Origin of the sequence: Caballeronia humi, assembly GCF_001544475.1 — a bacterium.
GTDB classification, from domain to species: Bacteria; Pseudomonadota; Gammaproteobacteria; order Burkholderiales; family Burkholderiaceae; genus Caballeronia; species Caballeronia humi.
In genome coordinates this window covers 1-22,782 of sequence record NZ_FCNW02000071.1, presented here as the reverse complement: position 1 = coordinate 22,782, position 22,782 = coordinate 1, and the positions used below count along the sequence as shown (strand labels likewise).

Annotated in this window: 21 protein-coding genes; 12 read left to right on the top strand and 9 right to left on the bottom strand. The window is 62.4% G+C overall.

The annotated features are described in order from the left end of the window. Positions 1-122: 122 nt before the first annotated feature. Complete coding sequence (locus tag AWB65_RS31390; RefSeq protein ID WP_235007915.1) at positions 123-527, top strand: mismatch-specific DNA-glycosylase; 405 nt, start codon at positions 123-125, stop codon at positions 525-527. Here the strand turns inward: AWB65_RS31390 and AWB65_RS31385 are convergent. After that, positions 470-1,642, bottom strand: coding sequence for a LysR family transcriptional regulator (locus AWB65_RS31385; protein ID WP_374729775.1), 1,173 nt, complete (start codon positions 1,640-1,642; stop codon positions 470-472). The two genes, AWB65_RS31390 and AWB65_RS31385, sit on opposite strands and share 58 nt — an antisense overlap. A gap of 112 nt (positions 1,643-1,754) precedes the next feature. On the opposite strand from AWB65_RS31385, the gene AWB65_RS31380 reads away from it, so the two are divergent. The 4 genes from AWB65_RS31380 to AWB65_RS31365 all read left to right on the top strand — a co-directional run bounded on the left by AWB65_RS31380 (position 1,755) and on the right by AWB65_RS31365 (position 7,016). Next, complete coding sequence (locus AWB65_RS31380) at positions 1,755-2,429, top strand: antibiotic biosynthesis monooxygenase (protein WP_087670784.1); 675 nt, start codon at positions 1,755-1,757, stop codon at positions 2,427-2,429. A 358-nt stretch (positions 2,430-2,787) separates the two neighbouring features. Further along, the gene (locus AWB65_RS31375) at positions 2,788-4,392 is read left to right on the top strand and encodes an MFS transporter (protein WP_087670783.1); all 1,605 of its coding nucleotides are present in this window, start codon (positions 2,788-2,790) and stop codon (positions 4,390-4,392) included. Positions 4,393-4,404: 12 nt separating this feature from the next. After that, complete coding sequence (locus tag AWB65_RS31370; RefSeq protein ID WP_087670782.1) at positions 4,405-5,481, top strand: HlyD family secretion protein; 1,077 nt, start codon at positions 4,405-4,407, stop codon at positions 5,479-5,481. Beyond that, on the top strand, positions 5,478-7,016 hold the full coding sequence (locus AWB65_RS31365) for an efflux transporter outer membrane subunit (protein ID WP_087670781.1): 1,539 nt from the start codon (positions 5,478-5,480) through the stop codon (positions 7,014-7,016). Before AWB65_RS31370 ends, AWB65_RS31365 begins: the two co-directional genes overlap by 4 nt. A gap of 15 nt (positions 7,017-7,031) precedes the next feature. Here the strand turns inward: AWB65_RS31365 and AWB65_RS31360 are convergent, their stop codons facing one another. Continuing rightward, positions 7,032-8,795: an MOSC and FAD-binding oxidoreductase domain-containing protein gene (locus AWB65_RS31360; RefSeq protein ID WP_087670780.1), complete on the bottom strand. Its 1,764-nt coding sequence runs from the start codon at positions 8,793-8,795 to the stop codon at positions 7,032-7,034. 273 nt (positions 8,796-9,068) lie between these two features. On the opposite strand from AWB65_RS31360, the gene antA reads away from it, so the two are divergent. From antA to AWB65_RS31335, 5 genes are all read left to right on the top strand, one after another. Further along, complete coding sequence (gene antA / locus AWB65_RS31355; protein ID WP_087670785.1) at positions 9,069-10,457, top strand: anthranilate 1,2-dioxygenase large subunit; 1,389 nt, start codon at positions 9,069-9,071, stop codon at positions 10,455-10,457. A gap of 3 nt (positions 10,458-10,460) precedes the next feature. Continuing rightward, positions 10,461-10,949: an anthranilate 1,2-dioxygenase small subunit gene (antB, locus tag AWB65_RS31350; protein ID WP_087670779.1), complete on the top strand. Its 489-nt coding sequence runs from the start codon at positions 10,461-10,463 to the stop codon at positions 10,947-10,949. A 13-nt stretch (positions 10,950-10,962) separates the two neighbouring features. After that, a complete protein-coding gene (gene antC / locus AWB65_RS31345) occupies positions 10,963-12,000 on the top strand; it encodes an anthranilate 1,2-dioxygenase electron transfer component AntC (RefSeq protein WP_087670778.1) in 1,038 nt (345 codons plus the stop codon). A 103-nt stretch (positions 12,001-12,103) separates the two neighbouring features. Continuing rightward, positions 12,104-13,117 carry an AraC family transcriptional regulator gene (locus tag AWB65_RS31340; RefSeq protein WP_235007911.1) on the top strand — a complete coding sequence of 338 codons (1,014 nt, stop codon included), beginning with the start codon at positions 12,104-12,106 and terminating at the stop codon, positions 13,115-13,117. Positions 13,118-13,303: 186 nt separating this feature from the next. Then, positions 13,304-13,747 carry a hypothetical protein gene (locus tag AWB65_RS31335; RefSeq protein WP_087670776.1) on the top strand — a complete coding sequence of 148 codons (444 nt, stop codon included), beginning with the start codon at positions 13,304-13,306 and terminating at the stop codon, positions 13,745-13,747. A gap of 34 nt (positions 13,748-13,781) precedes the next feature. Here the strand turns inward: AWB65_RS31335 and AWB65_RS31330 are convergent, their stop codons facing one another. Continuing rightward, a complete protein-coding gene (locus AWB65_RS31330; protein ID WP_087670775.1) occupies positions 13,782-14,120 on the bottom strand; it encodes a hypothetical protein in 339 nt (112 codons plus the stop codon). A 236-nt stretch (positions 14,121-14,356) separates the two neighbouring features. Here AWB65_RS31330 and AWB65_RS31325 point away from each other — a divergent pair, with 236 nt between their 5' ends. After that, a complete protein-coding gene (locus tag AWB65_RS31325; RefSeq protein WP_087670774.1) occupies positions 14,357-15,172 on the top strand; it encodes a gamma-glutamylcyclotransferase family protein in 816 nt (271 codons plus the stop codon). Positions 15,173-15,340: 168 nt separating this feature from the next. Here AWB65_RS31325 and AWB65_RS31320 read toward each other — a convergent pair whose 3' ends face one another. Next, entirely contained in the window at positions 15,341-15,973 is a 633-nt protein-coding gene (locus AWB65_RS31320; protein ID WP_087670773.1) for a DJ-1/PfpI family protein, read from the bottom strand. A gap of 86 nt (positions 15,974-16,059) precedes the next feature. On the opposite strand from AWB65_RS31320, the gene AWB65_RS31315 reads away from it, so the two are divergent. Then, the gene (locus AWB65_RS31315; RefSeq protein ID WP_087670772.1) at positions 16,060-17,391 is read left to right on the top strand and encodes an aminotransferase-like domain-containing protein; all 1,332 of its coding nucleotides are present in this window, start codon (positions 16,060-16,062) and stop codon (positions 17,389-17,391) included. Between the two features lie 34 nt (positions 17,392-17,425). Here the strand turns inward: AWB65_RS31315 and AWB65_RS31310 are convergent, their stop codons facing one another. From AWB65_RS31310 to AWB65_RS31285, 5 genes are all read right to left on the bottom strand, one after another. Further along, the gene (locus AWB65_RS31310) at positions 17,426-18,493 is read right to left on the bottom strand and encodes a DUF3616 domain-containing protein (RefSeq protein ID WP_087670771.1); all 1,068 of its coding nucleotides are present in this window, start codon (positions 18,491-18,493) and stop codon (positions 17,426-17,428) included. A gap of 50 nt (positions 18,494-18,543) precedes the next feature. Continuing rightward, positions 18,544-20,247: a hypothetical protein gene (locus tag AWB65_RS31305; protein ID WP_087670770.1), complete on the bottom strand. Its 1,704-nt coding sequence runs from the start codon at positions 20,245-20,247 to the stop codon at positions 18,544-18,546. A 423-nt stretch (positions 20,248-20,670) separates the two neighbouring features. Further along, positions 20,671-21,885 carry an MFS transporter gene (locus tag AWB65_RS31295; RefSeq protein WP_087670768.1) on the bottom strand — a complete coding sequence of 405 codons (1,215 nt, stop codon included), beginning with the start codon at positions 21,883-21,885 and terminating at the stop codon, positions 20,671-20,673. A gap of 15 nt (positions 21,886-21,900) precedes the next feature. Next, positions 21,901-22,431, bottom strand: coding sequence for a DUF2889 domain-containing protein (locus tag AWB65_RS31290; protein ID WP_087670767.1), 531 nt, complete (start codon positions 22,429-22,431; stop codon positions 21,901-21,903). Positions 22,432-22,446: 15 nt separating this feature from the next. Beyond that, positions 22,447-22,782, bottom strand: a 336-nt coding sequence (locus tag AWB65_RS31285) for an electron transfer flavoprotein subunit alpha/FixB family protein (protein WP_200821841.1), incomplete at its 5' end; no start/stop codon positions are given.

Genomic DNA, 22,782 nt, shown 5'->3' with positions numbered 1-22,782 from the left:
TTTTGCCAATTCGTTTTCTCATCATCGCCCCCGGTTCATTGATTCTATTGGAGCGACAAGTATTCTGACGCGGGGGGACGGGCCACCACTTTGCGGGCAGAGGCAATCGGTTCTGGCGTGTCGTGCATCTCGCGGGCTTTACTCCCGAACTGCTTCGTCCCGAAGACGATCACGCGTTCCCCCGGTACGGGTGCGGTCTCACAACCGTGGTCACGCGTCCAACGGCACGCGCGGACGAGCTGTCGCGTATGGAGATCGAGACAGCGGCTTCTGCGTTCGAGCGAAAGATAAAGCGATATGAGCCGAAATACATTGCCTTCCTCGGAAAGATGGCGATTTCCGCCATGTCCGGCAAGCGCGACATCCTGTGGGGGTTGCAACCAGAGGCTTTCGGTGGTGCACGCACATGGGTATTGCCAAACCCCAGCGGCCTGAACCGCGCATTCAGCCTCGATGCGCTAGTGAACGCCTATCGCGAACTTGCCGATGCCCTAGCGTCCACCACTGCAGCGCCCTCCACCAACTGAAGCTGTGCGTTCCTGCGCAAGGTCTCAGTGACGAATTCGAGAAAAGCCCGAATCTTGCCGCTCGCGCCTCGGCGTTCCACATGCAGCAAATTCACCGGAACTGCCTCAGGCTCGAATGCCGGCAGGACCGGCCGAAGTCTTCCGTTCTGTACCTCGGGAGCCGCCTGGTAAGACAGTAATTGTGTAATCCCCACACCGTCGATGGCAGCAGAAACCGCTGCGGGAGCCAGGTCGACGATCATCCGTGGATGAAGCCGCACCGGCAGCCTCGCACCGCTCTCGCTGTAGACCCACTCGAACGGATGCGTCACGCCCGTGAAGGACACGCAGTCGTGGCGAACGAGGTCCCTGGGATGAGCTGGTTCCCCGTGCGCCGCGAGATAAGCGGGCGCGGCGTACGTTCGACGCTGCACGAAGCCCAACGGGACGGCGAAGGTCGTGGAGTCTCCGAGATGGCCGATACGAATGGCGATATCCACGCCTTCCTCGAGAAGCCGCGTCGTCCGGTCGATGTATACGGCATTGATACTGACGTCCGGATAGCGCAGCGCAAAGGCATTCACGAGCGGAGCGATATAGCGCTGGCCAAAGAGCACGGGCGCGGAAACCGTCAGCGTCCCGACGGGATTGACGTTATAGGACGCAAGATTCGCTTCTGCATCCGTGATGGTGTCGAGCACCTTGCGGCAGGTATCGAGGTAAGCCACGCCTGCGTCAGTCGGCCGGACCGAACGGGTCGTCCGCGCAAGGAGTTGCGCGCCCAGCCGGGCTTCGAGCGAGTAAAGCGCCCGCGAGACTGCGGCAACCGACAGTCCGATCTTCTCCGACGCGCCAGTGAAACTGCCACGATCGACGATGGCGACGAAAACCTCCATCTCACGCAATCTGTCCATGTTGAACTCCAGGCCCTGGTCGATCTGCGCGATTGTAAGCACTCTATCCCGAGTATTGATGGCCCCCGTCTTCGATTGGCTCAAAGAAGAAACAGAATGGCCAGCGCCGGACCAATTCCACATGTGGCGCAATCCCATCTTAGTCGACGCGACAAAGACTCTTTCCAATGGCGAGGACTGCAATTGCCATTTTGATTCCCGTGGCAAGTTTTGCGCACTCATTGGCTCAATTCATAACCTGCCAATGCTTCGCGAATAACGGCTCATCGCAGACAATGAATCAACCCAAAGCGGGCAGCAAAGCCGCCATTGAACATTAGCGAAAGGATCTGTCATGTTTTCTGCAATGCTTGAAGTCAATCCCATACCCGAACAATTCGATGTCTATCTCGGTATGGCGAAGCTCCTGCGGCCTGAACTCGAAAAGATCGACGGCTTTATCGACAACAACCGCTATGCGAGTCTGACGCGTGAGGGATGGCTTCTCTCGCTATCCAGCTGGCGCGACGAGAAGTCGCTCGTGCGCTGGCGAACCGAAACGAAGCACCACAAGGTGCAGCAGGCGGCGCGTGATCGCGTCTTCGCCGACTATCGCTTGCGGATCGGGCAGATCGTAGCGGACACGCATGTCCCCGCGGGACAGGTCTTGCTCGAGCAGCGCCTGGACGTCACGGAAACGGGGGTTGGCACGGTGGTGACGTTGCTTGATGCGAAGCGCGCGCCTGAATGGGCCCGGCGAACAGGCGCTGAAGCGGCTGCGAAATCAATTGGACTAGAGACAGGCGCGTCCGGCCTTGTTGCCTGGGACGTATTCGACGCACTGCTGACGCCTGGCGATATGATCGTCGTCGCGACGTGGCGTGATAAGGCGGCGGCTCAAGCGTTCAAACGCGATGCGAAGCTGCCGGAGGACGTGCGGACTCGGCACATTCGAGTGATCCGGGAATACGGAATGTTCGATCGACGGGAAGCGCCGCAATACTTCGAGGCGGTTCAGCCGACGGCGTGAGGCAACTACCGTGCCTTGGCGGCTCGACGCGAGGAGAGAAATTGCAATTTCTTAGGGATGGCGAAAGACGGCAGACTATACTCCAACCATTCCGAAGCACGACCTCCCCGTTGACAGCGCTCTTAGGCGCCCTGGCAGCGTCGTTGGCAAGATTCGCAAACGAATTGGCCGAATACCCTGCCTAATGTCGCTTCAGGAAATGTGGCTCATTTCCCTACAATTCTCTATGTCGTTAAAGATAACGACATACAGTGAAAATCCGAAAAAATCTCGATTGAGTCATTACATTTATTTAGTCATTTCGCGATGACCTTCAGACGCGATGGCGAATAGAACACGGATAGTTAGCGAACCCTTCATGAATGCCGTCCCTCCATCAATAGTCGAGACGCAAGAGGCACCGGTCACGCAATCGCCCGAGCCCGTTGCAACTCCTGCAAAGCCCGCACAAGCCGCGCTGTCACTGCGACTTGCTATTGGTCTGATTGGAATGTTGCTCGCGTCCTTGTTGGCGATACTCAACGAACAGGTCACCGCCCTGGCAATGATCGACGTTCAAGGCGTGTTCTCGATCGGGCATGACGATGGGACCTGGCTGACGACTCTCTTCGAGGCCGCTAACGTCGCCACGATGGTGTTCGCACCGTGGTTCGGGATCACCTTGACGTTGAAGCGCTTCACGATCGGCGCCGTGATCGCCACGATGTTCTTCGGGTTCCTTTGCCCTTTTGCGCCCAACCTGTTCACGCTTTATATGTTGCGTGTTCTGCAAGGCATCGCCGGCGGATGCCTCCCGCCGATGCTCATCATCGTCGCGCTGCGCTATCTTCCGCCGGAGGTCAAGCTGTATGGGCTTGCCGGGTACGCGCTCACCGCGACCTTCGGACCCGCGCTCGGCACACCGCTCGCCGCGTTGTGGACAGAGTATGTGAGCTGGCAAATGGTCTTCTGGCAGATCGTGCCGCTTGGCGTGTTGAGTTGCGTCGCGATCCAGCAGGGGCTTCCGCCCGACCCGCTCAAACTGGAACGGCTGCGTTCTTTCAACTGGACCGGATTCCTCACCGGATTTCCCGCAGTCGCCATGCTCGTGATCGGCTTCTTGCAAGGCGATCGACTCGACTGGCTGAATTCCGATTTCATCCGGGTAATGTTTATCGGAGGGACTTTGCTGCTCGTAGCGTTCCTCGTCAACGAATGGTTTCAGCCCGTTCCGTTCTTCAAGCTCCAACTGCTATCGCGCAGGAACTTCTCGCATGGACTTTTGACGCTTACGGGTGCGGTGATACTGCTTGTCGGTGTCGCGGCGATACCAGGCCAGTATCTCGCGAGGATTCACACATACCGGCCGCTGCAAACGGCGCCGCTGTCGTTGCTTGTTGCCATCCCGCTGCTGATTTCTCTGCCCTTGACGGCTGCCGTCCTCAATCTCAAACGCGTCGATTGCCGATGGGTCATGGCAATCGGACTGTCTCTCATGGTGACGACGTGCCTGATGGGCAGCCTCATGACCTCCGAATGGGTGCGTGAGAACTTCTACTTTCTCCAGTCGCTGCAGATCGCCGCGCAACCGATGGTGATCATGTCGATCCTTATGGGCGTCACTACAGGATTGCCACCCACGGAGGGCCCGTTCGCGTCTGCGATGTTCAACTCGCTCAAGACGTTTTCGGCGGCTGTGGCAACGGGCCTCATCGAAGGGCTGGGCACGGCGCGCGAACACTTTCACTCGCACGTGCTCGTGGATCACCTTGGCAACAACGCCCTCATTACGAGTCAAAGCATCGATGCGGCACATGGTCTCGGTGAACTCGCACACCGTGTCCATGAGCAGGCTGTCGTGTTGACATCGGCAGACCTCTATCGCGTGATGGCCGGTGTTGCCGTCGCCCTTCTTTTACTTGTTCCAGTGCTACCCGTGCGTATCTACCCACCGTGGACCACTACGCCGCCCTCCTCCCACTAAGGGACGATACCCATGTCGACTTTTATCCGCTCTCATCTCAAACTTGTCAGCATCGCCGCGTTGTCCGTCGCGCTTGTCGTCGTGGCGTGGGCCTCCTGGAAGTATCTTTCCAGCTCGAACACCGAATCGACGAACGATGCCTACATACAGGCCGATTTCACGCTCGTCGCGCCGCGTGTCGCGGGTCAGATTTCCGATGTATTCGTCGTCGACAACCAGTCGGTAAGAGCCGGTCAACTTCTGTTGCGGATCGACGACCGCGATTTCCGCGCAGCGTTGATGAGCGCGCAGGCCGACGTGAAGGCGGCTGAGGCGTCGGTGGCGAATTTCGACGCCGAGATCGCGCGGCAGCCCTCGCTCGTCGAGCAGGCGCGCGCGACGCTTCGATCCGACGACGCCGGCATCGAGTTTGCACGGGCGAACGCTTCGCGCTACCAGAACCTTTCGGACGCGGGGGCCGGCACCGCGCAGGAACAACAGCACGCGTCGAGCACGCTGACGCAGCAAATCGCGCAGCAGGCGCACGATCGGGCCGCGTTGAGGACGATCGAACAGAACCTCGATGTACTGCGTACCCAGCGCGACAAGGCCGCAGGCGCGCTGGCGCGTGCTGAAGCTGCACTGGAGCAGGCAAAGCTCAACCTGTCCTACACGGAACTCCACGCACCGGTAGACGGCAAGGTCGGGCGGCGTTCCGCACGGGTCGGTGCCTTCGTGACACCCGGTGCGCCGGTGCTTGCGATCGTCCCGCTCTCGGACGCCTACGTCGTCGCCAACTTCCAGGAGAACCAGATCACCAACATGCGTCCCGGCGAAAGCGTGCGTATCAAGGTCGACAGCTTCCCAGGCGTCGTGATTCAAGGCCATGTCGATAGTCTCGCGCCCGCTACCGGGGTGAGCTTCGCCCCCATCGCTCCCGACAACGCAACCGGCAACTTCACGAAGATCGTCCAGCGCGTGCCCGTCAAGATCACGATCGATCGCGGACAACAGGCCGCATCCGAATTGAGCGTGGGGCTTTCCGTCGAAGCGGAAGTCGCCGTCAGCCGGCGTGGCGCTGCACTGACCGAGGGAGTGGCCTCGAAATGAACGCGAGCGAATCCTCCCTGCGTGCGTTGGTGCTCGCCATATTGGCGTCGTTCGTGATGACGGGCTGCATGGTCGGCCCTGATTTTGAACGTCCGCAGACGTCCACGCCCGAGGTGTTCAACCGAACCCAGTCTGCGCTGGCATCGAGCAAGGCAATCGAATCGGAATTCAGTCCGGAGTGGTGGACGCTCTTCAACGATCCCACGCTGAACTTACTGGAAAAAGAGCTGACCGACGCGAACCTCGACGTGGCTGCGGCATCGGCGCGACTGCGGCAAAGCCGGGCCCAGCAGCGCATCGTTGGTGCCGAGGAGTATCCGACCGTCACGGGCGCCGCATCCTATTATCGCGAGCGTGGCAGCCCGAACGGCATCCTGTCGCTGCTCGGTGTGACGCCGACCGGAGGTCAGGTGCAATCGGCCGCAGGGGACACGCCGCTCGGTGTGGCGCCCTTGCCAGGTTCCAAAGGCTCGCCGGCGTATGACCTGTATCAGTTCGGCTTCGATGCTTCGTGGGAACTCGACTTCTGGGGTCGCGTTCGACGCGGTGTCGAGGCCGCGACGGCGATGACAGATGCTTCCTACGAGGATCGAAATGCAGTGCTGTTGTCCGCGCGTGCCGAACTCGCGCGAGACTACGTGGAGTTGCGCGACACTCAGTCGCTCATCGAGATAGCGAAGCAGAATCTTCGCATCGCCCGCGATACGGTGAAGCTCACGGAGACGCGCGCACATGAAGGCGTCGTCACGAATCTGGACGTAGCCAATGCCGCCGCGCAGGCGGAGTCGATCGAGAGCGTGATCCCGATTCTCGAATCGCGTAGCGAGACCACGATCAATGCGATCGGCGTATTACTGGCGAGGGAACCGGGCGCACTGCGGCAAATGCTGAACGAGGCGAGCGATGTTCCCGCGCTTCCCGAGCGGGTGCCGATCGGCGTTCCGTCAGAGGTGGTGCAGCGCAGACCCGATATCAGGAAAGCCGAGGCTCAACTTCACGCCGCCACCGCAGCGATCGGCATGGCGAAGGCCGACTTCTATCCGCGCATATCGCTCAACGGAAGCGCGGGGTTCCAGAGCCTTCAACTCTCGAGTCTCGCTGACTGGGCATCGGGTCAGTTTGTCATCGGGCCGTCGATCTCGCTTCCGATTTTCGAAGGCGGACGTCTCAAGGGAACGCTTCATTTGCGCGAGGCACAGCAGCAGGAGGCGGCTATCGTCTATAAACACACGGTGCTGCAAGCCTGGCGAGAGGTGGACGATGCGCTCGTCGTCTACGACGCGGAGCAGCGACGCCGCGATCGCCTCAAAACGGTCGTCAGCCTGAACCAGAAGGCGCTTTCGATTGCGCAGCAGCGGTACAAGGCGGGCGCGGTCGATTTTCTGGACGTCCTCAACGTGCAGCGGCAATTGCTCGACGCTCAAAGCAAGCTCGAGCAGAGCAAGGCCGAAGCCGCCACCAACCTCATCACGTTGTGCAAGGTACTGGGCGGCGGATGGGAGACGGCGTTCGGCAAACAGGAACTCGCGCGTTGAGGCGACGAACGTTCCTCAAATGTCGATCACTACGTCGCCTTGCGGCCTGGCGCAGCAGATCAGGAGATTTCCGCTGGCGGGTGGATCGAGAGGATCGGGTTCATAGCCTACGGCACCCGACACCAGTCCGCTCTCGCAGTTGTGACAGACACCCGACCGGCACGACCACCGGACCGGTACGTCGCACGCTTCCGCCAGTTCCAGGATGCTCTCGTAGACTGACGGATTCCAGTGCGCGGCGACCCCGCTGCGTGCAAACGATACGAGCGGCCCGGTGCCTGTATCGCCCTCGGGCACATGGGGCGCGCGCGACGCGCCGCCAACGATACCGGGATTCAACGACTCCCCGCCGTTGAACGTCTCCGCATGAACGCTTTGCGGCGCGAAGCCGAGATTCGCGAGCGCTGTTTTCATGTCGGCCATGAAGCGAACCGGACCGCACAGATACACATCCGCGTCACGAGGGATCCCGATCTCGTCCAGAACTTGCTGCGACAGGTGACCGATCGCATCGTAATCCTCGCCCAAGCGATCATTCGCGTGAGGCTTGCTGTAACAGACATGGCGATGCACGCGGGCGAGCGCAAGCATGATGTGTCGCGCTTCGGCGTCGAACGGATGGTGCTGCCCGTCACGGGCCGCGTGAATCCACCAGATGGGCTGCGTCAAGCGCGCCGTTGACAACGCATGCAGCATCGCGAGCACAGGCGTTACGCCGATGCCTGCGCTCAGCAGCACCACGGGCCTTTCTCCGGGCAGCAGAACAAAGCTTCCGCGAGGCGCGCTGACATCGATCGTATCGCCCACCCTCAGGTGCTGATGCAGATAGGTCCCTGCCCTGCCATCCGGCTCGAGTTTCACGCTGATTCGATAGCGCTCTGCGGACTGATCTCCCGAGAGCGAATAGCTACGCAAAAGCGGCGGACCGCCCGGCGTCGGATTCAGGCGCAACACGATGTACTGACCAGGCTGTGCCGCTGGCAGCGGCTGTGAGTCGTTACTCTCGAAGGTGAACGAGACGACCTCAGCCGACTCCGGCACGATCGACGCGACCCTGAGCGGCCGGAATCCCGGCACGACCGGATGTGCCGCCGATCTGGGCGCGAGTCCCGCGTTACCACTTCCAGCGCCTGCTACCTGGCTGCGCAACAGCGCCTCGAACGACCCACGCCATCCGGGCGAAAGCGCATCGATTCGCAACGCGCGCTCCAACCGGTCGCGCGCATGATCCGGTGAATACAGCAGCGCATTGATCTGCGCGACAGTCATGCGCGCGTCCGCTTCACCGACCTTCACGATTTCGTCGCCAGCGCCGACTTCGCCTTCCTGCAAGACTCGGAAGTAAAACCCCGGCCGTCCGCTCGACGTCAGCAAAGCCGGCATGCGCGGCTCGTTCGTGCGAATGCCGACCCGATAGCAAGTGACGCGCGGTTGCGTGACCTCGAACAGCGCGCCGCCGATCCTGTAGCGATCACCGATGCACACATCGTCATCGGGCATGCCTTCGATCGTGAAGTTCTCGCCGAATTGTCCGTGGACGAAGTCGGTGCGTTTCAGTTGCTCGCACCAGTAGCGCGACGACTCGATCTGGTAGACGAACACCGCACGCTGCTCCCCGCCGTGTCCGCCGAGATCGCCCTGGCCGTCTCCGTTCAGGTTCAGCCGACCGGCCCAGCAGCGGCCCTGTACAGGATGCTTCCAGATGCCGGTATGCACCGTGCGGCCTTTCCATTCGATATCGCGCGGAAGTCCGACGTTCACCGACAGCAGTCGAGCCATGTTCTTTCTCCACGCGCATGGAAACATATTGGGCCGGTACTGCTCGCAGCCGCTGATCCCCGTTCGATGCTGGGCGCGACGTTCCTCGGCTCTTGCGAATGGATGGTAGCACGACGAAATCCCGGAAAAGCCGCCATCTCAAACGCCAAAATAAACGGATAGCGAACGTCGAGTAGCCGGATAGCTCCAGTCATCGATCAGGTATTCAATTCCCCCTGCCAGCAATCAATTGCAACGCCGTGAACCGGCAGGAGGAGACAGATCGTGAGCACCGTGAGCACTAGCAAAACCCCGTCACAGTGGCAGGAATTCGTGGGCGGCTGCCTGGACTTTCGCCCCGCGGAAGGCGTGTACCGGATCGCGAGGGAGATGTTCACCGAGCCGGAACTGTTCGAGCTCGAGATGGAATTCATCTTCGAGAAAAACTGGATCTACGCATGCCACGAAAGCGAGATTCCGAAGCCGAACGATTTTCTGACGATGCGCGCGGGCCGCCAGCCGCTCATCATCTCGCGCGACGGCAACGGCGAACTGAACGCGATGATCAATGCGTGCCAGCACCGCGGCGCCACCCTCACGCGCATGAGCCGCGGCAACCAGTCGACATTCACCTGCCCGTTCCATGCCTGGTGCTACAAGAGCGACGGACGGCTCGTCAAGGTCAAGGCACCGGGCGAGTATTGCGAGGACTTCGACAAGTTCAAACGCGGCCTGAAGAAAGCCCGCGTCGCGAGCTACAAAGGTTTCGTGTTCGTGAGCCTCGACGTCGAAGGCACCGATACGCTCGAGGAATACCTCGGCGACGCACGCATCTTCTTCGACATGATGGTCGCGCAGTCGCCGACGGGAGAGCTCGAAGTGCTGCCGGGCAAGTCCACCTATAGCTTCGACGGCAACTGGAAGCTGCAGAACGAGAACGGACTCGACGGCTATCACGTGAGCACCGTGCACTACAACTACGTGGCGACGGTCAAGCATCGCCAGGAAGCGAACGCGCAGAAGGGCGAGTCCGCCAGCGGCACGCTCGACTACAGCAAGCTCGGCGCGGGCGATGCCGAAACCGACGACGGCTGGTTCTCGTTCAGAAACGGTCATAGCGTGCTCTTCAGCGACATGCCGAACCCGGCCGTGCGTCCCGGCTACGCAAGCGTGATGCCGCGTCTGCTCGAGGCATACGGCAAGGAGAAGGCCGAGTGGATGATGCACCGCCTGCGCAACCTCAACATCTATCCAAGCCTGTTCTTCATGGACCAGATCAGCTCCCAGTTGCGCATCGTGCGGCCGGTGGCATGGAACAAGACGGAGATCATCAGTCAGTGCATTGGCGTGAAAGGCGAGTCGGATCAGGATCGCGAGAGCCGCATCCGCCAGTTCGAGGATTTCTTCAACGTATCGGGCATGGGTACGCCGGACGATCTCGTCGAGTTCCGCGAGCAGCAGCGCGGCTTTCAGGCGCGGCTCGAACGCTGGAGCGACATCTCGCGCGGTCATCACAAGTGGGTGGAGGGAGAGACGGCGAACACGCGGCTTCTCGGCATCGGGCCCGTGTTGAGCGGCACCGAGCTCACGCACGAAGGCCTGTACATCAATCAGCACGGCGCGTGGCGCGAGTTCCTGCTCAAAGGTCTCGCCCGGCAGTCGAACGACACGAACGAGGGGTGAACCATGCGACAGCTTCAACATTCCATCGAGCAGTTTCTCTATCGCAAGGCCGAGCTGTGCGACGCGCAGCAGTGGGACGAGTATTTAAACCTCTTTGATGAAGAGAGTGTGTTCCACGTCCCGCAGTGGGACTCCGAGCATGAGTACACCACGGACCCGAAACGCGGCATGTCGCTCATCTATTACACGAACCGTTCGGGCCTCGAGGATCGCGTCTTCCGGTTGCGCACGGGCAAGTCGGCGGCCTCGACGCCACTGCCGCGCACGATGCATCAGGTCAGCAACGTGCGGACCGCAGAGATCGAAGGGGGCCTGCTCGAAGTCAAGGCGAACTGGTCGACGTTCTATGCGCGTCAGGGCCTCGGAGAGCACTTCTTCGGCCGGGTGACCTATCACCTGCGCCCCGAAGGCGAAAGCTGGAAGATCGCCCGCAAGCACGTCTTACTGCTCAACGACCGCATCAACGCGGTGCTCGATTTCTATCATCTGTGAGAGGCGCGTCATCATGAGCCACAAGGTCGCCTTCAATTTTGCGGACGGCAAGACTGTTTTCTTCGACGTCCGGCCGAACGAAATCCTGCTCGACGCAGCGCTTCGCAACGGCGTGAACATTCCGCTCGACTGCCGCGAGGGCGTCTGCGGAACGTGTCAGGGACGCTGCGAATCAGGCAGCTACAGCCAGGAGTACGTCGACGACGAAGCACTTACGGCCGATGATCTGGCCCAGCGCAGGATGCTGTCGTGCCAGACGCGCGTGCAGTCCGATGCGTCGTTCTATTTCGACTACGACTCGAGCCTCTGCCAGACGGGCGGCACGAGCGTCGTGTCCGCGCAGGTCACGCGGGTGCAGCAGGTCTCGGAAACGACCGCGATCCTGCATGTCAATGCCGCCGCCCATCCGCGCCGCCTGGATTTTCTGCCGGGCCAGTATGCGCGCCTGCAGGTGCCCGAGACCGGCGCGTGGCGGTCGTATTCGTTCGCGAACCGACCTAACGACGGCAATCAGTTGCAGTTTCTGATCCGTCTCCTGCCGGACGGCGTGATGAGCAACTACATGCGCGCGCGCTGCCAGCCGGGCCAGACGATCGAATTCGAAGCGCCGCTTGGCGCGTTCTACCTGCGCGAGGCCGAGCGGCCGCTCGTGATGGTCGCGGGCGGCACCGGGCTGTCTGCTTTCCTAGGCATGCTCGACGAACTCGCGCAAAAAGGCGGCTGCGGTCAGCCGGTCCGGCTTTACTACGGCGTGACGAACGCGCGCGACCTGTGCGAACTGGAGCGTCTGAAGAACTATGTCGCGACGATCGACAACTTCGCCTGCGAAATCGTCGTGATGAACCCCGCGCCGGAGTGGCGGGGCAAGACCGGGCTGATTCCCGAGCACTTCGACCGCGGCTTTCTCGAATCGAATCCGTTCGACATGTACGTATGCGGACCGCCGCCGATGGTCGAGGCAATTAAGCGATGGCTCGCCGATCAGGGTATCGAGGGCGGCCGCCTGTACTACGAGAAGTTCGCCGACAGCAACACCGGTCAGACCGCCTGAGTGGCGCGCGGGGCCTGGGGAAACCAGCCCCTTGTCCGTCCGGGTGCGCACCGATTTGCATCGGGTTTGACCTCATTTACACTTTGCGCTGGTCAAAGGGCAAATGGCAAACGAACCGATGCTTGCGCAAGCCGGCCACGACAGCCGTGGCGTAGAAGCGGAACGCCGCGACCTCGACGGCGCGCGCGACTGGATGGCCACGATCTGCGGGCCGCACTGGTTGCGCGTGCACAGCCCGCAGCAACTGCAGTTTCATCACTCGGGCACCGTGCTGCGCGCGATGTCGACGACGCTCGGCTACGTCGAATACGGCACCGACGTGACAGTGTCCGTCAGCCCCGATACCCCGCTCAACTGCTACAGCGTGAGCCTGCCGCTCATCGGCGAGCAGGAACTGGACGCGCACGGCCAGCGGTGGCATTCGGACCGGGATCACGGGTTGATCGTGTCCCCACACGACGCGCAGGACCTCGCAATCACCGGCAATTGCCGCAAGATCATCGTCGCGATTCCGCGTCCCGCGCTGCGTCAGGTGCTCGAAGGACTGCTGCAACGTCCGCTCGACGCGCCGCTGACGTTTCAATCCGGCATGGACGCCGCCAGCGGAGACCAGGCGACCTGGTGGCGCATGGTCAGGTTCATGCTGGCGGAGATGGAAGGCAGCGGGCCGCTCGTGAATCACCTGCAAATGGCGGGCGATCTGGAACAGGCGCTGCTCAAGGGCTTGCTGTTGTCGCAGCCGCATAACTATTCGGCGGCGCTCGTCGATGCGTTGAGTCCTTCCTGCCCGCACTATCTGCTGCGTGCGAAGCAATTCATCCAAACCAACGCGTGCGAAAATCTCACGCTCGAAGACATCGAGCGGGCGGCGGGCGTCTCCCGCTACAAGCTGTTCGACGGCTTCAAACTGCATGTCGGGCAGGCGCCGATGGCGTATCTGAAGAAATACCGCCTTGAAGCGGTGCGCCGCGACATCCTCGCCGATCGCGCCGAACGCAACATCTCCTCGATCGCGATGGGCTGGGGATTGACGCATCTCGGGCGCTTTTCCAGCGACTACAGGAAGCTGTTCGGAGAGACGCCGTCGGAAACGCTGAGGCGGGTTGTCAGGCGTTAGGGGGCCCGAACGTCGCGGGCCGAGGCGTTATAGAATCAAACCTCCCAAAATCCTTCATGCGCTGCCCGCTGATCCGGCGCGATCATCGGGCCGACGTCGTCCGTTTGCGACTGCCATTGGGTACGCGCAGCCGCGTACCTTGCCCCGACCTTTCAGCCGCTGACCATCCATGGAGGTGTCGACAGAATGAACCGACTGATCGGTTATCTCGTGGTCGCTGCGGGGTGTTTCGCTTTCTCTGGCCCGATTTCCGCCTGGATGCCCTCCAGAAATGAAGCGACCGTCTACATGCTTTCATGCGACGAAAAACCGGTCGATGGAGTGTGCCGTGGCACGGAAATGACCGTCGTCCCGCTGACTTACAGGGTTCTGGCCGATCAGAATTCAGTTTCTTACTGGGAGACGGATGATCCCGGCCGCCCCCAGCGCTTCCCGTATTGTTTCATCAACGATGCGAAAAACTGGTGGTGCCAATGGACGGAGGAGGAAGTTCCAAGCGCAAAGTTCGGCATGGTGGCCGGAAGATACGCGGAGCTCTCCACCTGCCGGACCATCGAAACCACTGAGCGTTTTTATGAGGTATCCCGGTGGCGGTGGTGGTTCGTACGGATGCACGAGAAACTCGCCTGATCGTTGTTCGGGTCAGCGCCTTGCTCTCGAAAAGCTACGCCGGGGCGAAAACCACGGCCCCGATGTGGTCGATTTGGGTAAAGCTGCGGAAAAACCGGTACTCCTCGTCGCCGACGCTTAGCCGGTTTGCACCGGCCCGGGTCGACTCGAGTATTTCATTGACCGTCGACGCAGTCAGGGTCCCGAGGCTTTTCAACTTGTCGTCTTCGTTTTCCGGGTTGCCTAGGCAGACGGAAAAACTCTCCGCATCGCGGCGCATCAAGACGACGTTCCTGCCTGCGTCGAGCGCTCGCTCGAGGTGCGCTGCCAGCGTTCGCAGCGATTCGGGAGGCGATTCCTGCGGTTCGCTGACTACTTCGGAATTGATAGTCATCCTGTCCCCACCCTGTAAAGCTGCACTTTGGAGAGCCGTCACCTTTGGCCTTTGAAGTCTCACTATATCCCGATACCACCGATGCGAACCGTTCACGGACTTGACGGACGCCGACGAGGCGCTCGATGGCAAACTTTGCCACGGAGCGAACGGGACCCCGATTTTGGCGCACACAGTTGCCGTGCGGTTCGGGAAAGGCGATCATCAGCGGCAACGCATTGGCTGGAGATCTGACCATGTCATCGATGGCGGGATTTCGAGGATTCGTCGCGGCACTCGCGCTCGTCGTCGGCGTCGCGGCGCACGCGGAGACCACCGACTTCTGGGGAACGCGTATTCCCGATCAGCCCACGCAGTTCATCTTCGGCTACGGCTCGCTCATCAACACGCCATCGCGTGATGCCACGGCCGGCAAACCGGTCGCGGCGATTCCGGTGCGCGTCTCGGCGGCGTTCGGCTACGTGCGAAGCTGGAGCGACCGCGCGGGCTCGGGGTTCACGGCGCTCGGTCTGCGGCACCCTTTCGAGGGCGAGGCGCCGATGACGATCAATGGCGTGATCTATCCGGTCGCCGGCAATGACATGTCCGCGTTCGACGCGCGCGAAAAAGGTTACGTGCGCGTCGAGGTGCCGCGCGCGCTCATCGAGGCCGTGTCCTGGCAGTCGATGCCGGCGCAGGGTACGGTTTGGGTCTATGTGCCAAAGGCCGAAGGCAAGGCGCCGGGCGAAGGGCTGCCGGTTCCGGACGCGAAGTTTCCGCTGGTCGAGTCGTATATCGACGTCGTGATCGAGGGCGGGCTCGAGTACGGGCCGGACTTCGCGCGCGAGATCATCGAGACGACCCGCGACTGGAGTCCGTACTGGCTCAACGATCGCACGCTCGCACGCCGGCCCTGGGTGTTCGACAAGCAGTTCGCGGCGATCGATGCATTGCTCGCGAAGTCGGCGCCGTGTTTTGCGCAGCGTGCATTCTCCGAGGACTACGCCGCCGCGAGCGCCGCCATCGCGAAGCGCAAAGGCGATGTGTGCGTGCGAGAGGCGCATGGCCGTTAAGACCGCGCTTTCAGCATTCGCGAGCACGATTTCTTTCTGCGCACTTGCGGCTCTTTGTCCGCGAGGAGATCGATCACCACCGCGCGCGGCCATCAATTGCTTTCGTCCTGCCGGACTCGCGCGTGCCAGACGCCCTCACCACGAGAATCCCCGTCGGAACACCCCCGTCTAGCGGATATCCAAAGTCGCTGGCCGTTCCTCCTCCTGAAGGAACGGCGAAATGTTCGCCATGGCGCGCGTAACGTATTCCTCCTTCTCCCCCACCGGCGCGACGTAATGAATCGCGTCGCGTGCCGCCTCGACGCCCGCGAGGCGCGCGATGAACCACGCTGCCAGATACTGCGACGACAGGCACCCGCCCGCCGTCGCGACGTTCTGTCTCGCTACGAACGGCTGGTTGAGCACGGCCACGCCGGCCTCTTCGACCCACGGCCTGGTCGTCAGATCCGTGCAGGCCGGAACGCCGCCCAGCAGGCCCAGTTTGGCGAGGATCAACGTGCCCGAGCACTGCGCGCCGAGGAGCTGGCGCGTAGGGTCGAGCTTCAGTTGCGACATCAGCGCCGCATCGGCGGCGACATCCCGCGTCCGGATTCCGCTGCCGACCAGCACCGCGTCGGCCTCGCATGCGTCTTCGAGCGTCGCTTGCGCCTCCAGCACGACACCGTTCATCGACCGCACCTTGGGCGTGGGACTCGCGATCGACACCCGCCAGCCAGGGGTCTTGACCCGGTTGAGGATGCCGAGGGCGATCAGCGAGTCGAGTTCGTTGAAGCCGTCGAAGGTCAGGATGGCGATGTGCATGGCTTCCTCGCGGGGAAAGGTTGTATCGCGCCATCGTACGGCCGATAATCGATACAATCAAATAATTGTCATGGATACATTGAACCATGGCTCGCGCCCGCTACAAACAACTGGTCGATCAGTTCGCCGACAACATTCGCGCGGGCCGGCTGCGTCCCGGAACGCGTCTTCCGACGCATCGCGATCTGGCGGCTCGCGAAGGTCTGGCGCTGGTCACGGCCACGCGTGTCTACGCGGAATTGCGGGAGATGGGCCTGGTGAGCGGCGAAACCGGTCGCGGCACGTTCGTCAAGGAGCCGCTCGCTCCCGGGCAAGGCATCGACCTGCAGGCGTGGACCGCGGACACCGTCGATCTGAGCTTCAACAATCCGTCCGTGCCCGGTCAGGCCGACATTCTCAGAGCCGCACTGCGTCAGCTCGCGGCCGCCGGTGACCTGGAGTCCCTGCTTCGCTACCAGCCGCACGGCGGCCGGGAACACGAGCGGGCGACGGCGGCGCGCCACTTGGCGAGCCGCGGTCTGCAAGCGTCGCCCGACACCGCATTGTTCGTGAGCGGCGCACAGCACGGGCTGACGACAGTCGCATTGGCGTTGTTCGAGCCCGGCGATGTCGTGGCGGTGGACGCACTGACCTATCCCGGATTCAAACTCGCCGCCGAAGCCAATCGACTGGAACTCGCGCCGATTCCTGTCGCCGGGAACGGTCCCGATCTGGATGCGTTGGCGGAGCTTTGCAAACGACGCCGGGTCCGCGCCGTCTACGTGATGCCGACGCTGCACAACCCGCTCGGCTGGGTGATGAGCGCGAGGCGACGCCGCGAACTGGTTGCCATCGCCCGGCGGCACGGGCTGATCCTCATCGAAGACGCGGCCTACGCGTTCCTCGTTCAGGATGCTCCGCCTCCAGTGGCCTCGCTCGCTCCGGAAACGACGGTCTACGTGTCGAGCTTGTCGAAGAGTGTCGCGACGGGATTGCGCGTCGGCTTCGTCTCTGCGCCGCGCGAATGGATTCCCAAGCTGGAACGCACGATCCGGGCGACGACCTGGAATACCCCGGCGATCATGACGGCGATCGCCTGTGGCTGGATCGAGGACGGCACGGTGGCCCGGCTCGAAGAAGACAAACGGCGCGATGCCACGCTGCGGCAAAGGCTCGTTGCCGATGTCCTCGGCCGGCTGGAAAGGGTCAACCATCCCGCGTCGTACTTCGTGTGGCTCCCGCTGCCGCACGAAGTTCGCGCAGACGCCATCGCGATGGCGCTAATGCACGAACGCATTTCAGTATCGACAGCCGTTCCGTTCGCGACGTCGGCTCACGTGCCTCATGCCATTCGACTGGCGCTCGGTTCCGTCGATATGGTTACGCTCGAGCGGTCGCTGAAAACCGTGGCCAGAGTCATAGGCGATCAGACTTACTGACCGACTACGGTCGCGACGACCCGCCGCCCCGGCGTCATGTCGACGGCGCTTCCAGATCGAACAAATCCGCCGTGTAGTACTCGCCGCCGTTCAGTCGCACGTCGGCCGGACTGTCGTAGACCACGATCAATCGCGTCTGGGCATCCTGCCTGAACAACGCGATGCCTTCCGCATGATCGGTGCCCTCGCCGACCGCGATCCCGAACAGGCACGTCAAGGGCCTGGCTTCCCCTCCAAGCGCGTCCGCCCATCGATACACGCGGATCGGACCGTCGAGCTTCATCGTCGGGCCGGCGAGCACGAGAAGGTCATTGCCCTGCACGCACAGATCGCGCACGCCGAGGCCCGCGAGATCGAGCAGATGATGCCGGTATGGCGCGGCGCCGGCATCGTCCGCATTCAAAACGACGTCCTTGCCATCGGCGATGCGAAACTCCAGCACGCTTGCGAGGCCGCGTATCACCGGGCCGCGCAAGCCGAGAAAGAGCCGCCCTTGCCCGACTGCGAGCCCTTCGATGTCGAAGCCGTTCTCCTTCGATGGAATCCCGAGAAACGGCGCGAGCGCGGCGTCCTGCCTCAAGAGCTCGATCAGGCTGCTCGTGTCCTTGTCGAACGGAATCGCGGCGGCGCTCGTTGCGATCGGCTCGGTATAAGGGCCCGCCGCGCCTTCCCCGAGCTGCACCGAGCCGAGGACGTAGCGGTTCTCTTGCCGATCGGTCTTGCCGAGCGCGCGAGATATCGCATCGACTGGCGCACCGTTTTCTGCCTCGATGTCCTTCCGGCGCAGGCTATGCGATCCGACGAACCAGAGCCGCGAATTGACTTCGTCCCACGAAAGCGCCTCGAGATCCATCTCCTGATTGATCTTTCGCTGTAGCGCCGGGAAGAAATCACCGAGCGGAAAGTTCGCCTGCTTGTCGTAGTCGACGCCCTGGCTCAGCGTCAGGCGCGCGAGCGATTTGGACTCGTCGCCGGCAAGCCAGACCGAATTCCCGACCTGCTCAATCGCGGAAAGGCTCGTCGTCAGCTTCTTGACCGTGACAGCGTCGATATGAAGATGAATCCCGGACGCGGAAGTGGCGTTACGAATCACATCGGACATAGGGAACCTCCTGCCTCAAAATGCACATTGCGGAACGCGTATCGAAACCGCTAGGCGTGAATCCAGAACGCGCTCTCCGCGAACTCCTCGCCGTTCCACCAGTTCGCGCGGCCACGGCCATACTGGAAATTGCTGGCGCCGGCCTGGCTTTGCAGCGGCGCGATGACTTCGCCATCCGCGCCGCGCCGCGCGGTCTGCTCCTGCGTTTCCGGCACGATCATCACGATGTGGCCTGACTTGCCGTCCTCCTTGCGCCGCGCGACGATCACGCCGATCCCACCTTGATTGGCGGCTTGCTGCAGCTTGGTAAGCGTGCCCGTCTGACGCCAGCCGAAGGGGATACCAAAGTCGCGCAACCAGCGAAACAGATCGTTTGCGCGCACCTCCGCGATGGTGTCGCCATAGAGCGGCTCGACCGGCTTGCCTTGCGCGAGCAGCGTGAGCGGCTTGCCGGTCCACCATACGCGCGGCAGATAGACGCCCGCCAGATGACAATAGTCGTGCGCGTAGATATTGCAGAACGTCAGACCGGAATGCGGCTGGTAGCGCTGGCAGGCCGGATCGTCGACGGCGAGCCACGCGATGATGGCCGTAAGTTCGTCGCACAGTTGCGCGGGCGTCGTGCCGCTGCGGCCCGGCTGGCGCGGCTCGTTGAGCGAATGCGCATTCGCGGGGCCGGTCCGCTTCGTCACGCCCGACTTGCGCGGCATATACACGGCGACGATGCCGGTCGACGGCGGCGCGGCCTCGGCATCGGTCACGGGGACGTCCGTGTCTTGCGCTTCGGGTTCGAGAAACTTCGCCGACGCAAAGCCACGCAGCAGGGCGCCCGAAAGCGATGTCTCCACGTCGAGAAAGCCCTTCACGCGCTTACCGGTGACGGCGCGCACCAGATGCCCGACCGGCAGATGCGCGATGACGTTGGCCTGTGGCGGATCGCTCACTTCGGGCGCCTTTCGCAAGCGCAGCATGCCGTCTTGCGTGAGGACTCTGAACCTCGTCCCTTGCGCGGTAACGGGGCTCGCGAGCGGCAGCAGCGCGGCGCCGTCCGCAGCGGGCGGCAAAGCAGGCGCGCGCGCTTGCGGCGCGACGGTATGCGCCAATTGAATGAAGTCGAACAAGAGCTCGCCGTAGAAGCGACTGCCGTCGAAGAAGCCTTGCTTCAGGCCTTTGGAGGGAATGAACCTGCCCGTGTTATAGGCGATGCCAACCGCGGCGAGCTGAAGGTCGGAGAGTGACGTGCGCGTGTCGAAACCCAACTTCTTCAACGCACGCTTCAGCTCGTCGATGCATTGCCCGAGCGTCGAGGCGAACTGCGCGTAATTTCTGTTGAGGAAGTAGTCGGGGTCGTTCTTGAAAAACTGCAGGTCGCGCTGGAACATGCCGAAGCCATGACAGAACTTGTCCGGCTTCCTGGCCACCTGTGCGTATGCGGGGATGTGCTGTGCCATCTCCACGAGCGCATCGTGGGCGAGCGTGAATATCGCCTGCCCTTGCGGCTCCCGCAGCAGATCGGCCTTGGTTTTTGGGAACGCGCCGCGCCCGCCGCTGGCGTCGATTGTGTCGCCGACGCAAAGCCTGAGTATGTCCGCGACAGGCAGCCCTTTCTTGCGCAGGATCGGCCACACCTCCCCCGTCTCCTGACAAGCGAGTGCGGTGATCAAATCGATTGTCAGCGGCGTTCCCGTCAGGGAAGGCTCCGCCGCGCTCTGGAACTGGTCCTTGAACCACTGCACGTCGGCGGCGTTGGGCATCTCGTCTCCTCGCGGCTGCAATCGGCGCGGGCGCGCACATGCCTGGCGCATGCACCGAAATTGATCTTGCCTTGATTGCGTACGCTCTAAAGATCCTGCCGAACGTTCGGATCGCTGTCTTGTTCTTGCGCGATCTCTCCGGCTCCAGATCTATTTGGGACGTTTTAATTTTCGTATCGAGGAGCCGGACGAGCCACGCCCAGTCGGCGTTCGATCTGTCGCTCTCGAACCAGTGTAGTCAGTCGCGAGAGAAATGAAAGGTTTCTTACAGAGATGGAATGAGCGAGATCGCACACACCTCACAGAAGATTTTCTGCTAAGGCAGAATGCGCTGCGTTTCGGGGTCATGCGTCGCGGGACGTGGTGCGAGACGCGATCGCCGCACCCGCCGTGCTTCGCATGGCGAAGGGAAAGCGCCTCGTCTTATTTCTTGCGCCGCCCCCGCCCCGCAAAATACAACATCGCCAGCGCCACCACCGGCACGATACCCAGCGCCACGAACGCCGCCCCGAAACTCTCCGCGTGCTGTGCGAATAACCCGAACGCGGGCGGCCCCGCGACCACACCGAAGTAGGTGAAAAAGAGCGCCCCGCCCGTCACCGACGCCACCGAACCCTTCGGCGCCAGCCGCGCGAGTTCGCCGAGGAAGACGCCGTTCCAGCCGATCGCCGTCGCTCCGAGCACCGCCGACACCGCGCATAGTGCGACAATCCCCCACTGGCCGGAGAACGACCCGGTCGCGACTGCGCTCATCGCCAGTAGCACGCAGACCGCCATCAACACCTTGCGCGACGATCCGATGCGATCCGCGAGATGTCCCCAAAGCAGTCGCCCGCCGATGCCGGCGCCCTGCGCGACCGCGTAGATCATCCCCGCCTGCGCGAGGCCGATACCGGCGTCGCGATGCAGAAACGTCATCAGATAGCCGCTCACTGAAAGCTGGCACGCGGAAAACAGCAATGACACGATTGCCATCGAACGCAATTGCGGATGCGCGAGCACTTCGACGATCGGCCGGCGCCACGCCGACGACAGCGACAGCCGGCCGGTCGCGCCGGCATCGAGCACGCGCAGCGGCGTGCTGAACATCGACACGATCAGCGCGACGAGCGCCAGGCCCGCCAGTCCGACGCGCCACGAGCAGAACGTCGCGATGAACGGCAGTATTGCGCCCGCCAGCAGTCCGCCGAGCGGCACGCCAGTCTGCTTGAGCGAGAACGCGATGCCCATGCGCTCCGGTGGTGTGCTGCGCGCGAGGATCTGCGAGCTTGCCGGCGTGATCGGACCGTAGCCGAGTCCACAGAGCAGCGCGGCGGGCAGGCGCAGCGCATCACTGTCGATGACGAGCAGGCCGAGCGCCACGCCCTGCAACAGAAGCGCCGCTTGCGACGTTCTGATCGGTCCGAGGCTCGTCACAATCGCGCTCCCCACGACGCTGCCGATCATCGCGCCGAAATACACCACGGCCAGGAACACGCCGACCGCTGCCGGCGGCACGCCCGGCATCGCGGGCGAGAGGATCGGGAACGCGAGCGTGGCCGCCGTGGCGACCGCCTGAATCGCAAGCGTGCAAGCGAGTGTCACCGCCTGCGCATGCCACTGTCCTGGCCGCGGGATCGCGGTTCGCGCATCGTCCATTTTGGAGCGTGTCCTTTACGGTTGCGAAGTGCGGTACCACTTCGGGTAGAACGTGCGAACGGCGTCGCCATCGGTGCGCAGCGCGTGGCAGCCGTCGAGCTGAAACGGTTGTCGCTCGTTCGATGCGTTGATTTCTTCGCTCATAGTCTGGAAGGCAGTGGTCGCGACCGCGCCGATCAGCTCAGTCAAATGCGAGCAGCCGCGCGTGCTCTTGAACATCGTTCGCACCTCGCGCATGAAGCCGGCCGCGAGCGTCATGCCCGCAAGCTTCGCGTAGTCGGGCGCGATGGTGTCGCAATATCCGGTGTACGGCACGACCGTCGATGCCGCGCGCGCCTCGACGATGCGGAAATCGGTGCCGATCGTGATGCACAGCGTCATCTCGTGGATCGGGTCGCCCGCGTTGCGCATGACGCCGTGCGAAACACGGTCGTAGCTTTTCGTATCGACGAGGCGGCCTTCGATATCGTAGAGACCGTCGGAGCGCTTGTAGCCGCGCAGTTCGATGCGCCTCGTGTGCAGCAGTGCGCGCTCGACGGTCGCCATGAGTCGTCTCCGGTTTTAGATCGTCGAGGCGAGTTCGGGTACGACGGTGAACAGATCACCGACGAGGCCGTAATCGGCGACGCCGAAGATCGGCGCTTCCGCGTCCTTGTTGATCGCGACGATGACCTTCGAGTCCTTCATCCCGGCCAAGTGCTGGATCGCGCCCGAGATGCCGACTGCGACGTACAACTGCGGTGCGACGATCTTGCCGGTTTGGCCAACTTGGTAATCGTTCGGGACGAAACCCGCATCGACCGCTGCACGCGATGCGCCGAGCGCTGCGTTGAGCTTGTCGGCGAGCGGTTCCAGAACTTTCGTGTAGTTTTCGCCATTGCCCAAACCACGACCACC

Bases quoted from the DNA above. Each gene is read 5' to 3' on its own strand.
- AWB65_RS31360 (WP_087670780.1), bottom strand. From the start codon at position 8,795: ATGGCTCGACTGCTGTCGGTGAACGTCGGACTTCCGCGCGATATCGAA.
- AWB65_RS31375 (WP_087670783.1), top strand. From the start codon at position 2,788: ATGAATGCCGTCCCTCCATCAATAGTCGAGACGCAAGAGGCACCGGTC.
- AWB65_RS31290 (WP_087670767.1), bottom strand. From the start codon at position 22,431: ATGGCGACCGTCGAGCGCGCACTGCTGCACACGAGGCGCATCGAACTG.
- AWB65_RS31370 (WP_087670782.1), top strand. From the start codon at position 4,405: ATGTCGACTTTTATCCGCTCTCATCTCAAACTTGTCAGCATCGCCGCG.
- AWB65_RS31305 (WP_087670770.1), bottom strand. From the start codon at position 20,247: ATGCCCAACGCCGCCGACGTGCAGTGGTTCAAGGACCAGTTCCAGAGC.
- AWB65_RS31335 (WP_087670776.1), top strand. From the start codon at position 13,304: ATGAACCGACTGATCGGTTATCTCGTGGTCGCTGCGGGGTGTTTCGCT.
- AWB65_RS31320 (WP_087670773.1), bottom strand. From the start codon at position 15,973: ATGCACATCGCCATCCTGACCTTCGACGGCTTCAACGAACTCGACTCG.
- antC (WP_087670778.1), top strand. From the start codon at position 10,963: ATGAGCCACAAGGTCGCCTTCAATTTTGCGGACGGCAAGACTGTTTTC.
- AWB65_RS31385 (WP_374729775.1), bottom strand. From the start codon at position 1,642: ATGAGTGCGCAAAACTTGCCACGGGAATCAAAATGGCAATTGCAGTCC.
- AWB65_RS31365 (WP_087670781.1), top strand. From the start codon at position 5,478: ATGAACGCGAGCGAATCCTCCCTGCGTGCGTTGGTGCTCGCCATATTG.
- AWB65_RS31330 (WP_087670775.1), bottom strand. From the start codon at position 14,120: ATGACTATCAATTCCGAAGTAGTCAGCGAACCGCAGGAATCGCCTCCC.
- AWB65_RS31325 (WP_087670774.1), top strand. From the start codon at position 14,357: ATGTCATCGATGGCGGGATTTCGAGGATTCGTCGCGGCACTCGCGCTC.
- AWB65_RS31315 (WP_087670772.1), top strand. From the start codon at position 16,060: ATGGCTCGCGCCCGCTACAAACAACTGGTCGATCAGTTCGCCGACAAC.
- AWB65_RS31310 (WP_087670771.1), bottom strand. From the start codon at position 18,493: ATGTCCGATGTGATTCGTAACGCCACTTCCGCGTCCGGGATTCATCTT.
- antB (WP_087670779.1), top strand. From the start codon at position 10,461: ATGCGACAGCTTCAACATTCCATCGAGCAGTTTCTCTATCGCAAGGCC.
- AWB65_RS31340 (WP_235007911.1), top strand. From the start codon at position 12,104: ATGGCAAACGAACCGATGCTTGCGCAAGCCGGCCACGACAGCCGTGGC.
- AWB65_RS31380 (WP_087670784.1), top strand. From the start codon at position 1,755: ATGTTTTCTGCAATGCTTGAAGTCAATCCCATACCCGAACAATTCGAT.
- AWB65_RS31295 (WP_087670768.1), bottom strand. From the start codon at position 21,885: ATGGACGATGCGCGAACCGCGATCCCGCGGCCAGGACAGTGGCATGCG.